This window comes from Burkholderia paludis, assembly GCF_000732615.1.
GTDB lineage: Bacteria > Pseudomonadota > Gammaproteobacteria > Burkholderiales > Burkholderiaceae > Burkholderia > Burkholderia paludis.
Genome location: NZ_JPGL01000054.1, coordinates 37,856 through 50,991, shown reverse-complemented (window position 1 = coordinate 50,991; position 13,136 = coordinate 37,856). Strand labels below are relative to the sequence as shown.

Sequence of the window (13,136 nt, the reverse complement as noted above, 5' to 3'; positions counted from 1 at the left end):
ACCCGGATGATACCGGTGCCGCGCGCGGCTTGCGCTCGCGTTCGTTCCGTCCCTCGTCGCGTCAAGCGCGCGCGAGATGCGCGAGGTACGCGCAGAACATGTCGGCCATCGCGGAGGAATGAGCGTCGATTTCCGTCGGCGTGCGCTCGGTTTCGGAGAACGCCTTGCCGCCCGCCGTGAGCGTCGTCATGATCAGCTCGCAGGCCAGCGCATGCGTGGCGTCGGACACCTCGGGCAGCGCTTCGCGCATGAACGCGCTGAAGATCCGGTTGCCCTCGGCCTTCACTTCCTGCGCCTCGGGCGCGTCGCGATAGAGGGGCGCGGCGTCGTCGAGTGCGATGCGCATGCGCGCCTCGTCGCATTCCGAGCGGATGAACGCGTGGACGGCAGTGCGCAGCCGCTCGGGCGGTGTCTGTTGCGTGTCCTGCAGCATCCCGCACAGCATGTCGGAGGTCTGCCGCCATTCGTCGTGCTGCAGCCGGAACAGCACCGATGCCTTGTTCGGGAAGTACTGGTACAGCGAGCCGACGCTCACGCCGGCGCGTTCGGCGACGCGGGCCATCGTGAAGCGCTGCGCGCCTTCGGTCGCCAAAACCTGAATAGCGGCCTGGAGGACGTCTTCGACGAGACGGGTCGAGCGCGCCTGCCGAGGCAGCTTGCGCGTGGCGATCGGGGCGTTGCGGCGGGCGGTCATGGGCGGTTTGCCAATGCGAATAGTAAAACCTGAATAGTTCGTCATATTCTAGTCGGGTGCAACGACGCACTCAACCCGATACCGGAGATTCGCATGACCACTCTTGCGCTCGACCCGCTGGCTTCGCTGCTGGCGCGCCTGTTCGACGAAGCCGATTCGTTGTCGCCGGCGACGAGCCCGGCCTTCGCCGGCCTGTCGCACGACGAGCAGACGCGACTGATGCGCAGCAAGACGGGCTACACCGATCTGTATGCGCGCCTGAAGGACTTCCCGCTTCCCGTGTCGCGCGAGACGGGCAGGCTGCTGTACATGCTCGCGCGCAGCGGCGGCGCGCGGGCGATCGTCGAATTCGGCATGTCGTTCGGCATTTCGACGCTGCATCTCGCGGCCGCGCTGCGCGACAACGGCGGCGGCCGGCTGATCACGAGCGAGTTCGAACCGTCGAAGGTCGTGCGTGCGCAGGCGAACCTGGCGGCGGCCGGGCTGGCCGACCTCGTGGAGATTCGCGAAGGCGACGCGCTGCGCACGCTGGCCGCCGATCTGCCGGATACGGTCGACCTGCTGCTGCTCGACGGTGCGAAGTCGCTGTATCCGGAGATCCTGGCGCTGGTCGAGCCGCACCTCAGGACGGGGGCGTTCGTCGTGGCCGACAACGCGGAATACAGCCCCGACTACCTCGCGTACGTGCGCGCGCCGGAAAACGGCTATCTGTCGGTGCCGTTCGGCGGCGACGTCGAGTTGTCGATGCGGATGCGCTGAGCCGCGTGGAACGCGGGCGAGGCTTTCATGCTGCCTCGGCCGGCATGGACGACAGCCGATCCGGCGTGCGTGCCGAGGATCGCACCGGAAGCGCGTACGGCGGGCGCTTCGCGTGCCGCACGCGTCACTTCAGGAACACGTAGCGCGCGAAGTACGGAAAGCGGCCGACCGCATGCTCGGTCGTGCACGTCGCGGCCGGCGGCGTGCCGCCCGACGTGTCGAGCCGCTGCACGAAGCGCACGCCGGCCAGCGTGCCCGTCGTCGCCGTGGCGGCCGGCAGCGCGGCGAGCAGCAGCTGCGGAATGCTGCCCGCGCGTGCGCTCGGCGCTTCCGCGAGTTTCTTGCCGGTAATGCGGCTGCCGTCGAGCGCTTCCCACGACGGCCCAGCGCCGTGCCGGACGACGAGCGTGCCGCCGTCGTCGAACAGCATGGCCTCCGGGTGCTGGAAGGCCCACGCGAGCCGATGCTCGGCGTCGTATTCGCATGAATAGACCTGCACGCCGCTCGCGGTGGTCGACAGTACCGGCGCGGCCGGTTCGGGCGGCGCGAGGCGCGCTGCGTCGTCGGCGCAGGCCGGCGCGGTGAAGGCCGCACAGGCAAGGCCGGCCGCGACGGCCCGCAGCAGATCGCGTGTCGGGGAACGGCGTGGCATGGCGGGGTGTCCTTTCAGGTCGGTGGATGGCGTCGTGCAGGGTCGATCCCGACAACTCTAGACGCCGATTGCGCGGGCCGCCATTCGGAAATGGCAATCGCGGCGATAGCGGCCGCGATTGCCGGGGGCCGGCCGCGCATGCGCGCGGCTCAGGCCGCGGCTTGCGCGAGCGTCGGATAGTCGGTCAGGCCCCGGGCGCCGCCGCCGAACAACGTGTTGCGGTCGTGCGGCGCGAGCGCGGCGCCGGCGCGCAGGCGTTCGGGCAGGTCGGGGTTCGCGACGAACGGGCGGCCGAAGGCGACGAGGTCGGCCCAGCCGGCGGCGATCGCTTCGCGCGCACGCGCGGCGGTGTATGCGCCGGCGTAGATCAGCACGCCCGGATAGGCGGCGCGCAGCCGCTGCTTGAATTCGACCGGCATCGGCGGTGCGTCGTCCCAGTCGGCTTCCGCGATGTGCAGGTAGCCGACGCCGAGCGTGCCGAGCAGCGTCGCGGCGGCGAGGTAGGTCGTTTCCGGATCGGCGTCGACGCAGCCGTTCAACGTCGTCAGCGGCGCGAGGCGGATGCCGACGCGCGACGCGTCGCCGGTCCCGTCGATCAGCGCCTGCGTGACTTCACGCAGGAAGCGCAGCCGGTTGTCCAGCGAGCCGCCATATGCGTCGGTGCGCGTGTTCGCGTTCGAATCGATGAACTGGTTCACGAGGTAGCCGTTCGCGCCGTGCAGCTCGACGCCGTCGAAGCCCGCGTCGATCGCGTGGCGCGCGGCGGCGCGGTACTGGTCGACGATCTCGTGGATCTCGTCGATCGACAATGCGCGCGGCTCGGACGCCTGCACGAAGCCCGGCGTGCTGCCGTCTTCGCTTGCGACGAACACGTTCACGCCCTTCGCCTGGATCGGCGACGACGACACCGGTTGCCGGCCGCCGAGCAGGCTCGTGTGGCTCAAGCGGCCGACGTGCCACAGTTGCGCGAAGATGCGGCCGTGTGCGGCATGCACGGCGTCCGTCACCTTGCGCCAGCCGGCGACCTGCGACGGCGTGTGGATGCCGGGCGTCCATGCGTAGCCCTTGCCGAGCGGCGCGATGTAGGTGCCTTCGCTGACGATCAGGCCCGCGCTCGCGCGCTGCGCGTAGTACGCGGCCATCAGGTCGTTGGCTTCGTCGCCGGGCCGGCTCGCGCGCGAACGCGTCATCGGCGGCATCACGATGCGGTTGGGCAGCGTCAGCGCGCCGAGTCGCAACGGCTGGAAAAGCGGATCCTGGGTCATGGTGAGGTCCTGTCGGTGCCGCGGCCGGACGGCCGCGGACGGGGCGGTGGAGGGGGCGGTGCGCTCAGTCCCATTCCGGCGCGAGGCCGGCCGGGTCGACTTCGCGGCCGTTGCGCTCGAGCGCGGCGATCTGCGCCATGTCGTCGTCGGTCAGGCGCAGCGTCTGCGCGAGCAGATTGCTCGCGAGGTTCTCGCGTTTCGTCGACGACGGGATCACCGAGTAGCCGAGCCGCAGCGCCCACGCGAGGGCGACCTGGGCGGGCGTCGCGTCGTGACGGCGCGCGATCGCGCCGATCACCGGGTCGCCGAGCACCTTGCCGTACGCGAGCGTCATGTACGACGTCACGTGAATGCCCGCGCCGTTCAGGAATTCGACGAGCTTGCGGTTCTGCAGGTACGGGCTCAGTTCGATCTGGTTCGTCGCGATCGCCTCGGCGCCGACGGCCGCGATCGCCTCCTTCGTCAGGGCGATGTTGAAGTTCGAAATGCCGATCCGGCGCGTGAGGCCCTTCGCCCTTGCATCGGCGAGTGCGGTCATGAACGACGGGAGCGACACGCCGTTGCCCGGGGCCGGCCAGTGGATCAGCGTCAGGTCGACGTAGTCGGTGCGCAGCTTGCGCAGGCTTTCCTCGAGGCTTGCGGCGAGCTTTTCCGGGGCGTAGTGGTCGACCCAGATCTTCGTGGTCAGGAACAGGTCGTCGCGGCGCACGCCCGACGCGGCGATCGCTTCGCCGACGTCGGCTTCGTTGCCGTAGATCTGCGCGGTGTCGATCGCACGGTAGCCGGCTTCGAGGCCGTCGCGGACCGAGTCGACGGCAACCTGGCCCTTGAGCCGGAAGGTGCCGAGGCCGAATGCGGGAATCCTGTTCATCGTGTGCTCCTGGGAATGAGGGGAACGGCGTGATCGTGAAACCGATTGTGGCCGCCGGAGCGAACGGGATAAACGCCGTCGCGGGACAAAAATAGTTGAATCGGAATCAATAATCGACGCGTCGGACGCGCTGCCGGCGAAATGAACGGGATGCCGCGCCGATGCTTTGCTCTTGCGCGAAAACTGGCCTATAACGCGGGATGTCTTGATTCGGGATCAACAATGAAAGTCACGCTCGACGAACTCCAGGCCTTTGCCGCCGTGGTCGACACCGGCTCGATCACGGCCGCCTCCCAGCAGCTCGACCTCACCGTATCGGCGACCAGCCGCACGCTCGCACGGCTCGAGGAGAAGCTGAAGACCACGCTGCTGCGCCGGACCACGCGCCGGCTCGAGCTGACCGAAGAGGGGCGCGCGTTCCTGCAGGATGCGCGCGCGATCATCGAATCGGTGGAGAACGCGGAGGAGCAGATGCTCGCGCGGCGCGAGATGCCGTCGGGGCGCCTGCGCGTCGATGCGGCGACGCCGTTCATGCTGCACGTGATCGTGCCGCTCGTGCGCGGTTATCGCGAGCGCTTCCCGCAGGTCGAGCTGGAGCTGAACAGCAACGAAGGGATCATCGACCTGCTGGAGCGGCGCACCGACGTGGCGATCCGGATCGGCCGCCTGAAGGATTCGACGCTGCACAGCCGCAAGATCGGCACCAGCCGCCTGCGCGTTCTGGCGAGCCCCGCGTATCTTGCCGCGCACGGGCAGCCGCGGAAGGTCGACGAGCTCGGCAAGCACACGCTGATCGGCTTCACGCAGCCGGAATCGCTGAATATCTGGCCGGTGCTCGGCACGGACGGCGAGCCGTACCGGATCGAGCCGGACATCTGGTCGTCTAACGGCGAGACCGTCAGGCAACTCGCGCTGGAAGGAGCGGGCATCGCGTGCCTGTCGGATTTCATGACCGCGCACGATCGCGACAGCGGGCGGCTTGCCCAGCTGTTCGCGCGGCAGACGCTGGACATCCAGCAGCCGATTCATGCGGTGTACTACCGGAACACCGCGATCTCGTCGCGGATCGCGTCGTTCGTCGATTATCTGATCGAGGCGCTGGGTGGCGGCGGCGATGCGCCCGCGCGGCACCCGGCCGCATGGCTGGCGCCGCGATAGGGCGGCGCCGGGCGCGGCGAAGGCGGCTCGGGTGCGCCGCGCCGCGCGGCGGTTACGCTTCTTCGGACCAGGACATCCCGTCGCGCGCGAGCAGCGCCGACGAAGCCGCGGGCCCGAACGTGCCGGCCGTGTACAGGCGCGGACGGTCGCCGAGCTGCTTCCAGCCGTCGAGGATCGGCTCGACCCACGACCAGGCGGATTCGAGCTCGTCGCGGCGCATGAAGTGCGTGAGGCGGCCGCGGATCACGTCGATCAGCAGCCGTTCGTACGCTTCCGCGCGGCGCTCCGGAATCGCCTGCTGCAGGTCGAGGTTCAGGCTCACGGGCACCATGTTCATCCCGCTGCCCGGCTCCTTCGCGAGCATCTGCAGCTGGATCGACTCTTCCGGCTGGAGCTGGATCACGAGGCGGTTGCTGTAGTGGCGCGGGCCGGTCGGGATGATCGAGAACGGCATGTCCGCGAACTCGATCACGATTTCCGACTGGCGGCGCTGCAGCCGCTTGCCGGTGCGCAGGAAGAACGGCACGTTCGCCCAGCGCCAGTTGTTGATGTGCGCGCGCAGCGCGACGAAGGTTTCCGCGCGGCTGTCGGCCGGCACGTTGTCTTCCTCGAGATAGCCCTTGACGGGCTGGCCGTCGACCGCGCCGGCCGTGTATTGGCCGCGCACCGTGTCGCGCGCGACGTCCGACAGCGCCATCGGCCGCAGCGAGCGCAGCACCTTCAGCTTCTCGTCGCGCACCGCGTCCGGGTCGAGCGACACCGGCGGTTCCATCGCGACGATGCACAGCAGCTGCAGCAAGTGGTTCTGCACCATGTCGCGCAGCGCGCCCGTATGGTCGTAGAAGCCCGCGCGGCTGCCGACGCCGACCGTTTCCGCCACCGTGATCTGCACGCTGCGGATGCTCGGCGCCTGCCACAGCGGCCCGAAGATCGGGTTGCCGAAGCGCAGCACCATCAGGTTCTGCACGGTTTCCTTGCCGAGATAGTGGTCGATCCGATAGATCTGCGATTCCTCGAAGTGCTTGCCGACCGCATCGTTGATCGCCTTGGCGGACGCGAGATCGTGGCCGAGCGGCTTTTCGAGGACGACGCGCGAGTGCGCGTCGACGAGTTGCGCGGCCGACAGGTTGTCGCAGATCGTCGTGAACAGTTCCGGCGACGTCGACAGGTAGAACACGCGGACCGCGTCGCCGCGCGCCGCCTCGGCGAGCCGCAGGTAGTCGTCCGGCGCGTTCACGTCGATCAGCACGTACTTGAACAGGTCGAGGAAGCGGCCCCATGCTTCGGCGTCGAACGCCTTTTCGTCGATGAACGGGCGCGACTGCTCGTCCACGAACTTGCGATAGCCGTCGATGCCCCAGTCGCGGCGGCCGACCGCGATGATGCGCGTGTCGGGCGGCAGGTTGCAGTGCAGGTGCGCCATGTACAGCGCGGGCAACAGCTTGCGGGCGGCCAGATCGCCGCCGCCGCCGAAGATGATCATGTCGACGGGACGGTCGGCTGCGGTCTGAGTGGGCTGATTCGTCATGGATGGTTCGCGTCTGAAACGGTGAGCGTGGAACGAACGTCGAAGGCGTCGGGCGCCGGTACGGCAAAACCCTAATAGTGCACGCTTTTGATGGATCGCGTGCGTGTCGGTGTCCGTTTCGCGGCGCGAAGCGGCCGGGCGGCGTGCCGTCGTCGACGGGGCTGGAGTGAGCGCTGACATCCGGTTTGCGGGCCGGGTTTGCCGGCTGGCGCGGCGGGTGGCCGCGCCGATGCGGGCGCGTTCGGGCCGGCGCCGCCCGTGTGCTGCGTGTGACGGGCGCGCCCGGGTATCGGCCCGGTCGTCCCGGCCGGGGGGGCCGGTCCTGCGGGCGCGAGCGCTGCCCGCGCGGCGTTGGCCCATGCCACGGCGTCTGCCACGCGGCGGCGCGGGACCGCGTCCGCGCTCAGCGGCCCAGCGCGTAGAACGCCGCGTTGGGCCGCATGTTCGTCACGTTCGCGATGCGATTGGACATGCCGAAGAAGGCCGAGATCGCCGCGATGTCCCAGATGTCTTCCTCGCCGAAACCGTGCGACTTGAGCGTGTCGAAGTCCGCTTCGCCGACCAGGTGCGCGGATTGCGAGACCTGCATCGCGAAATCGAGCATCGCCTTTTGCCGCGCGGTGATGTCGGCCTTGCGGTAGTTGGTGGCGACCTGGTCGGCAATCAGCGGGTCCTTCGCGCGAATGCGCAGGATCGCGCCGTGCGCGATCACGCAGTACTGGCACTGGTTCGCGCTGCTGGTCGCCACGACGATCATCTCCCGCTCGGCCTTGCTCAGGTTGCCCGGCTTGTCCATCAGCGCGTCGTGGTAGGCCATGAACGCGCGAAACTCGTCCGGACGGTGCGCGAGGGTCAGGAAGACGTTCGGGATGAAGCCCGACTTTTCCTGGACGGCCGCGATGCGTTCGCGAATGTCGTCGGGCAGGTCTTCAAGCGCCGGCACGGGAAAGCGGCTGACGGGAGCGGTGTCTGCAACGGTCATGGTGGTTCCTCGACAGGGTGGTTCGGTGGCTGGGGCGATCTCGATGCGCGAGCGGCCGGGCCGGATGAAAGCGGCGACGACGCGTCGCCGGCAGGCGTATTACGCGTCGACGCCTGCGCCGCAGCCGTTCGGCACGGCCCGATCGTCGTGGCGGTAGACGTAGCGTGCCATGCCGTCCGGGGCATCGTCGACGAAATCGCGGACGCGCTGCAGCGGCGGCGGTCCGGCTGGTTGGAATGGCGGTCCCGCTGACGGGCGAAGAAACCGGCGCAGCAGTCGATTCGCGCGAGGCCGAATGCTTCCTTGCCGTCGAAGTAGCGATGGAAGGAGCCTTTGGGCACGCCGGCACGAGCGAGGCTCCCGTCGAGCCCGGTGGCCGGGAAGCCCGTTTCGGTGAGCACGTCCAGCCCGGTGTGCAACAGCATGTCGCGCGCGGCGGCGAGGCTCTCGTCCTGCTTCGGCGGCCTGCCGCGACGGCGAGACGGATCGGTTCGAGCGTCCATGCGCGAATCATGGACCGCTCGTCGGGAAAATGCATGGCCGGGGTGCTGATGGCCTCCGCGCACGGGGCCCCGCGTGCCGATCCGGCCGGCATTCCCCGTATTAACCCTGATAAAAAAATCTTATCGCGGTGAAAAATTCCGCATCTTATTGAACGGATATCGGCTCGATATAGTGGCTCGCTTTCCCGCACGCGTCTTCAGCGTGCGCAGACAAACGCAGGAGCCCCCATGACCACCGATACCCGCTTCACCGAAGTCGAGGATCTGATGCCCGCCGCCGGCGGGCTGCGCGAGATCCGTCATCACATCCATCGCCATCCGGAGCTCGCGTACGAAGAGCACGACACGGCCGCGCTCGTCGCCGACAAGCTCGGGGAATGGGGCTGGCAGGTGACGCGCGGGGTCGGCAAGACCGGCGTGGTCGGTACGCTGCGCGTGGGCGACGGGACGCGGAGCATCGGCATTCGCGCCGACATGGATGCGCTGCCGATCGTCGAGGCGACGGGGCTGCCGTATGCGAGCGGCACGCACGGCAAGATGCACGCCTGCGGCCACGACGGCCACACGACGATGCTGCTCGGCGCCGCGCAGCATCTCGCGAAGACGCGCAACTTCTCCGGCACCGTGCATCTGTATTTCCAGCCGGCGGAAGAGCATGGCGTCGACAGCGGCGCGAAGAAGATGATCGACGACGGCCTGTTTGAGCGCTTCCCGTGCGACGCCGTGTTCGGCATGCACAACCACCCGGGCGCGGCGCCCGGCGTGTTCCTCACGCGCCGCGGCCCGTTCATGTCGGCCGGCGACAAGGCGATCATCACGATCGAAGGCGTCGGCGGCCACGCGGCGCGGCCGCACCTGACGGTCGACCCGGTCGTCGTCGCGGCGAGCATCGTGATGGCGCTGCAGACGATCGTCGCGCGCAACGTCGACCCGGCGCAGCCGGCGGTGGTCACGGTCGGCTCGATGCATGCGGGCACCGCGAACAACGTGATCCCGAACGGCGCACGCCTCGAACTGAGCGTGCGCTCGTTCAGCCCCGACGTGCGCGCGCTGCTCAAGCGCCGCATCACCGAGCTGGCCGAAACGCAGGCCGCGAGCTACGGCGCGACCGCGAACGTCGACTACATCGAAGGCTACCCGGTCGTCGTCAATACGGATGCCGAAACGGATTTCGCCGCGCAGGTCGCGCGCGAACTCGTCGGCGATGCGCACGTGGTCGAGCAGACCGACCTGCTGATGGGCAGCGAGGATTTCGCGTTCATGCTGCAGAAGCGGCCCGGCTCGTTCGTGCGGCTCGGCAACGGCGAAGGCGAGGACGGCTGCATGGTGCACAACCCGAAATACGACTTCAACGATCGCAACCTGCCGGTCGGCGCGGCGTTCTGGACGCGTCTCGTGGAGCGCTACCTCGGGCGGTGATCGCGGCGGCGGCGCGGCCGGCGCTTCCGGCCGCATAGAGGAGACGATGACAATGCAGAAAGACCATCTGGTGCTGCACCCCGCGTCGACGGGGGCCGCCGAAGCCGATGCGCCCGGCGCGCGCGCCGTCACGCGGCGCGGCGCGATCGCGGCGGCCGTGATCGGCAACTGGCTGGAGTTCTTCGATTTCACCGTGTACGGCTTTTTCGCGGTGCTGATCGGCAAGCTGTTCTTCCCGTCGAGCGACCCGACCACGTCGCTGCTGCTGTCGGTGGCGACGTTCGCCGCCGGCTTCTTCACGCGGCCGCTCGGCAGCGTCGTGCTCGGCGTCTACGCGGACCGCAAGGGGCGCAAGGCCGCGCTGAACCTGACGATCATGCTGATGGCGCTTGGCACCGGCCTGATCGCGATCGCGCCGACCTATGCGCAGGTGGGCGTGGCCGCGCCGCTGCTGGTCGTATTCGCGCGGCTGCTGCAGGGCTTCTCGCAGGGCGGCGAATTCGGCGCGGCGACGTCGACGCTGCTCGAGCAGGGCGGCACGTCGCGCCGGGCGTTTCACGCAAGCTGGCAGCTCGCGACGCAAGGCGGCGCCGCGCTGATGGGGTCGGGTTTCGCGGCGCTGCTGTCGAACACGATGACGAAGGATGCGCTCGAAAGCTGGGGATGGCGGCTGCCGTTCCTCGTCGGTTTGCTGATCGCGCCGGTCGGCATGATCCTGCGCCGCCGGCTCGCGGACGATGCGCCCGGCGACAGCCATCACGGTATCGAGCGCGGCGTGCTGCACGAGCTGTTCTCGCGGCACGCGCGCACGGTGCTGCTGCTGATGCTCACGGTGATGGGCGGCACGGTGTCGACCTACATCCTGACCTTCTACATGCCGACCTATGCGATCCACACGCTCGGCCTGCCGATGGGGCTGTCGATGTTCGTCGGCGTCGCGTCGGGCTGCGTGATGCTGGTCACGTGCCCGCTGTTCGGCTGGCTGTCGGACCGGCTCGGCAGCCGGCGTCTGCCGATCTTCGTCGGCCGCGGCGTGCTGGTCGCGCTGCTGTTCCCGGCGTTCTGGCTGATGAACCATCACCCGACGCTGTCGGCGATCCTGCCGCTGACCGCGTTGATGCTGCTGTTCTATTCGCTCGGCTCGGCGTCGGAAATGGCGCTGATGTGCGAATCGCTGCCGCGCCACGTGCGGGCGACGGGCATCTCGATCGCGTATGCGCTCGCGGTGACGATCTTCGGCGGCACCGCGCAGCTCATCGCGACCTGGCTCGTGAAGACGACCGGCAGCAAGCTTGCGCCGGCCGGCTACGTGGCCGCGTGCGTGGTGGTGTCGCTGATCGCGGTCGCGATGCTGCGCGAGACGGCGCGGGAATCGATCGACTGACGAGCGGGGCGCGGCAGGCGGCGGACCGCGGACGGCAGGCGGTAATACGCGCCTAGCGTCCGCGCACGACCCGCAGGTACGACGCAAGCATCGTCGCGAGTTCCTGCGCGGCCGGCGTCAGCGGCACGGCCGCGCGCTGCAGCAGGCAGATGTCCTGCGCGTCGGCCTGCTCGCGCACGGGCACCTTCGCGAGCGCGCCGGCGAACGGCCCGTGCCGCGTCACGGCTTCGGTTTCGAGCGACAGGCAATCGGTCTGGGTGACGAGCTGCAGCGTCTCGAACATCCCCTCGACGGTGGCGAGAATCCTCGGCGGCGGCAGGCCGTGCGTGTCGAAGTAGGCGAGCAGCCGGTTGACGACGGGATCGGCGCTGAGGTTCGGCGATCGGGTCGACACCCACGCGTAATCGGCCAGCTCGGCGAGCGATTGCGCGTGCATGGCCGGATGCCCGTTGCGGCACACGACCACCGGGGCCGATGCGCGCAGCGGCGTGACCGCGAGGTCGGTCGTGTCGGTCTGCTTCGCGACCAGCGCGATCGCGAAATCGACCGCGCTCTCCCGCAGCCAGCCGATCATCATCCGCGACGTACCGGTGCGCAGGTGAACGTCGACCCTGTCGAAGCGCGCGCGGAACGCGCTCAGCACGGGCGCGAACGCGTCGATCAGCGGTTCGGCCACGAGGCCGAGCGTGACGGTGCCTTCGTATTCGCCGCTCAGTTGCCGGATTTCCCGCTCGACCTGCTCGCATTCGCCGAGGATCGAGCCGGAGCGCGCGAGCAGCCGCTGGCCGACGGCTGTCGGCACGATGCCGCGATTGGTGCGCGTGAACAGCGTCGCGCCGAGCGCCGCCTCGAGGCCTTGCAACTGCTGCGTGACGCCGCTTTGCGCGAGATCGAGCGCGCGCGCCGCGGCGCGCAGGCTGCCGTGCTCGACGACGGCCTGGAAGATGCGGAGCTGGGACAGCGTGAACGCCATGGGCGAGCGGCGGGGCCGGTGATCGGAAATACCGATCATGATAAGGCAGCCGGCGATTCCGGCGGCGGTGCGTGCGCACTACGATCGCAGACAGTCCGGCTCGTGCCGTTTGTCCCTCGTCCCGCACCCGATCGACCATGAAACGCACCTTCCTCCCGCTCGTTTCCCTGTGCCTCGCGTTCACGGCCGGCGCCGCGCATGCGCTCGACGCCCGCACCGTGCGCCTCGGCATCGACCCGACCTATCCGCCGATGGATTCGAAGGCGCCCGACGGCAGCCTGAAAGGCTTCGACGTCGATCTCGGCAACGAGATCTGCCGCCGCGCGCAATTGCACTGCCAGTGGGTTGAGCTCGAATTCTCCGGGATGATTCCCGCGCTGCAGGCGCGCAAGATCGACGCGATCCTGTCGTCGATGGCGATCACCGAGAAGCGCGAGAAGCAGATCCTGTTCTCGTCGAAGCTGTTCCGCTTCAGGTCGCGGCTCGTCGCGCGGCCCGAACTCGGGCTCGGCAGCTCGGCCGCGTCGCTTGCGGGCAAGCGCGTCGGCGTGCAGTCGGGCACGCAGTTCGAATCGTGGGCGCTCGCGCACTGGGCGCCGGCAGGCGTCAGCGTGGTGCCGTACAAGAGCCAGGACGACGTGTTCGCCGATCTCGTCAACGGCCGCCTCGACGCGGCGCTGCTCGGCACGGTCGAAGCCGATTACGGGTTCCTGCGCCAGCCGCGCGGCAAGGGTTTCGCGTTCGTCGGCGCGCCGCTCGACATGGGCGACCGTGGCGTCGGCATCGGCATGCGGCAGTCGGATACGGCGCTCAAGGCGTCGATTGACGGCGCGATCGCGTCGATGCTGAAGGACGGCACGTACGACCGGATCGCGAAGAAGTATTTCGATTTCAACCCGTACGGCGACTGAGCACCGGGCCGCCCGATTTTTCCCGTTTCTTCCGTTC

General features: G+C 68.9%; 13 protein-coding genes. 5 read left to right on the top strand and 8 right to left on the bottom strand.

The features are described 5' to 3' along the window. Nucleotides 1-61: 61 nt before the first annotated feature. Nucleotides 62-739, bottom strand: coding sequence for a TetR family transcriptional regulator (locus tag GQ56_RS0128085; protein ID WP_031401819.1), 678 nt, complete (start codon nucleotides 737-739; stop codon nucleotides 62-64). Nucleotides 740-787: 48 nt separating this feature from the next. Between GQ56_RS0128085 and GQ56_RS0128080 the strand changes: the two genes are divergently transcribed. Further along, the gene (locus GQ56_RS0128080) at nucleotides 788-1,453 is read left to right on the top strand and encodes an O-methyltransferase (RefSeq protein WP_031401818.1); all 666 of its coding nucleotides are present in this window, start codon (nucleotides 788-790) and stop codon (nucleotides 1,451-1,453) included. Nucleotides 1,454-1,577: 124 nt separating this feature from the next. Here GQ56_RS0128080 and GQ56_RS0128075 read toward each other — a convergent pair whose 3' ends face one another. From GQ56_RS0128075 to dkgB, 3 genes are all read right to left on the bottom strand, one after another. Next, the gene (locus GQ56_RS0128075) at nucleotides 1,578-2,105 is read right to left on the bottom strand and encodes a DUF3455 domain-containing protein (protein WP_031401817.1); all 528 of its coding nucleotides are present in this window, start codon (nucleotides 2,103-2,105) and stop codon (nucleotides 1,578-1,580) included. 149 nt (nucleotides 2,106-2,254) lie between these two features. Next, nucleotides 2,255-3,370, bottom strand: a complete 1,116-nt coding sequence (locus GQ56_RS0128070) for an alkene reductase (protein WP_031401816.1) — start codon at nucleotides 3,368-3,370, stop codon at nucleotides 2,255-2,257. 64 nt (nucleotides 3,371-3,434) lie between these two features. Continuing rightward, nucleotides 3,435-4,241 (bottom strand): 2,5-didehydrogluconate reductase DkgB, encoded by an 807-nt coding sequence (gene dkgB / locus GQ56_RS0128065; RefSeq protein ID WP_031401815.1) that lies wholly within the window; start codon nucleotides 4,239-4,241, stop codon nucleotides 3,435-3,437. 222 nt (nucleotides 4,242-4,463) lie between these two features. Here dkgB and GQ56_RS0128060 point away from each other — a divergent pair, with 222 nt between their 5' ends. Next, nucleotides 4,464-5,399, top strand: coding sequence for a LysR substrate-binding domain-containing protein (locus GQ56_RS0128060; RefSeq protein ID WP_031401814.1), 936 nt, complete (start codon nucleotides 4,464-4,466; stop codon nucleotides 5,397-5,399). Between the two features lie 52 nt (nucleotides 5,400-5,451). Here GQ56_RS0128060 and zwf read toward each other — a convergent pair whose 3' ends face one another. The 3 genes from zwf to GQ56_RS42055 all read right to left on the bottom strand — a co-directional run bounded on the left by zwf (nucleotide 5,452) and on the right by GQ56_RS42055 (nucleotide 8,412). Next, the gene (gene zwf / locus GQ56_RS0128055; protein ID WP_031401813.1) at nucleotides 5,452-6,927 is read right to left on the bottom strand and encodes a glucose-6-phosphate dehydrogenase; all 1,476 of its coding nucleotides are present in this window, start codon (nucleotides 6,925-6,927) and stop codon (nucleotides 5,452-5,454) included. 403 nt (nucleotides 6,928-7,330) lie between these two features. Continuing rightward, nucleotides 7,331-7,909: a peroxidase-related enzyme gene (locus GQ56_RS0128050; protein ID WP_031401812.1), complete on the bottom strand. Its 579-nt coding sequence runs from the start codon at nucleotides 7,907-7,909 to the stop codon at nucleotides 7,331-7,333. Beyond that, nucleotides 7,906-8,412, bottom strand: a complete 507-nt coding sequence (locus GQ56_RS42055) for a TetR/AcrR family transcriptional regulator (protein WP_235212780.1) — start codon at nucleotides 8,410-8,412, stop codon at nucleotides 7,906-7,908. Before GQ56_RS42055 ends, GQ56_RS0128050 begins: the two co-directional genes overlap by 4 nt. Nucleotides 8,413-8,640: 228 nt before the next feature. Between GQ56_RS42055 and GQ56_RS0128040 the strand changes: the two genes are divergently transcribed. Further along, nucleotides 8,641-9,831: a M20 aminoacylase family protein gene (locus GQ56_RS0128040; RefSeq protein ID WP_031401811.1), complete on the top strand. Its 1,191-nt coding sequence runs from the start codon at nucleotides 8,641-8,643 to the stop codon at nucleotides 9,829-9,831. 52 nt (nucleotides 9,832-9,883) lie between these two features. Next, nucleotides 9,884-11,215: an MFS transporter gene (locus GQ56_RS0128035; protein WP_031401810.1), complete on the top strand. Its 1,332-nt coding sequence runs from the start codon at nucleotides 9,884-9,886 to the stop codon at nucleotides 11,213-11,215. Between the two features lie 52 nt (nucleotides 11,216-11,267). On the opposite strand, the gene GQ56_RS0128030 is transcribed toward GQ56_RS0128035, so the two are convergent. Next, the gene (locus GQ56_RS0128030) at nucleotides 11,268-12,188 is read right to left on the bottom strand and encodes a LysR family transcriptional regulator (RefSeq protein ID WP_031401809.1); all 921 of its coding nucleotides are present in this window, start codon (nucleotides 12,186-12,188) and stop codon (nucleotides 11,268-11,270) included. 137 nt (nucleotides 12,189-12,325) lie between these two features. On the opposite strand from GQ56_RS0128030, the gene GQ56_RS0128025 reads away from it, so the two are divergent. Further along, nucleotides 12,326-13,099, top strand: a complete 774-nt coding sequence (locus GQ56_RS0128025) for a transporter substrate-binding domain-containing protein (RefSeq protein ID WP_031401808.1) — start codon at nucleotides 12,326-12,328, stop codon at nucleotides 13,097-13,099. Nucleotides 13,100-13,136 lie beyond the last annotated feature (37 nt).

Excerpts from the sequence above, each read along its gene's own strand:
- GQ56_RS0128085 (WP_031401819.1), bottom strand. The coding sequence starts at position 739 with ATGACGAACTATTCAGGTTTTACTATTCGCATTGGCAAACCGCCCATG.
- GQ56_RS0128080 (WP_031401818.1), top strand. The coding sequence starts at position 788 with ATGACCACTCTTGCGCTCGACCCGCTGGCTTCGCTGCTGGCGCGCCTG.
- GQ56_RS0128075 (WP_031401817.1), bottom strand. The coding sequence starts at position 2,105 with ATGCCACGCCGTTCCCCGACACGCGATCTGCTGCGGGCCGTCGCGGCC.
- GQ56_RS0128070 (WP_031401816.1), bottom strand. The coding sequence starts at position 3,370 with ATGACCCAGGATCCGCTTTTCCAGCCGTTGCGACTCGGCGCGCTGACG.
- dkgB (WP_031401815.1), bottom strand. The coding sequence starts at position 4,241 with ATGAACAGGATTCCCGCATTCGGCCTCGGCACCTTCCGGCTCAAGGGC.
- GQ56_RS0128060 (WP_031401814.1), top strand. The coding sequence starts at position 4,464 with ATGAAAGTCACGCTCGACGAACTCCAGGCCTTTGCCGCCGTGGTCGAC.
- zwf (WP_031401813.1), bottom strand. The coding sequence starts at position 6,927 with ATGACGAATCAGCCCACTCAGACCGCAGCCGACCGTCCCGTCGACATG.
- GQ56_RS0128050 (WP_031401812.1), bottom strand. The coding sequence starts at position 7,909 with ATGACCGTTGCAGACACCGCTCCCGTCAGCCGCTTTCCCGTGCCGGCG.
- GQ56_RS42055 (WP_235212780.1), bottom strand. The coding sequence starts at position 8,412 with ATGGACGCTCGAACCGATCCGTCTCGCCGTCGCGGCAGGCCGCCGAAG.
- GQ56_RS0128040 (WP_031401811.1), top strand. The coding sequence starts at position 8,641 with ATGACCACCGATACCCGCTTCACCGAAGTCGAGGATCTGATGCCCGCC.
- GQ56_RS0128035 (WP_031401810.1), top strand. The coding sequence starts at position 9,884 with ATGCAGAAAGACCATCTGGTGCTGCACCCCGCGTCGACGGGGGCCGCC.
- GQ56_RS0128030 (WP_031401809.1), bottom strand. The coding sequence starts at position 12,188 with ATGGCGTTCACGCTGTCCCAGCTCCGCATCTTCCAGGCCGTCGTCGAG.
- GQ56_RS0128025 (WP_031401808.1), top strand. The coding sequence starts at position 12,326 with ATGAAACGCACCTTCCTCCCGCTCGTTTCCCTGTGCCTCGCGTTCACG.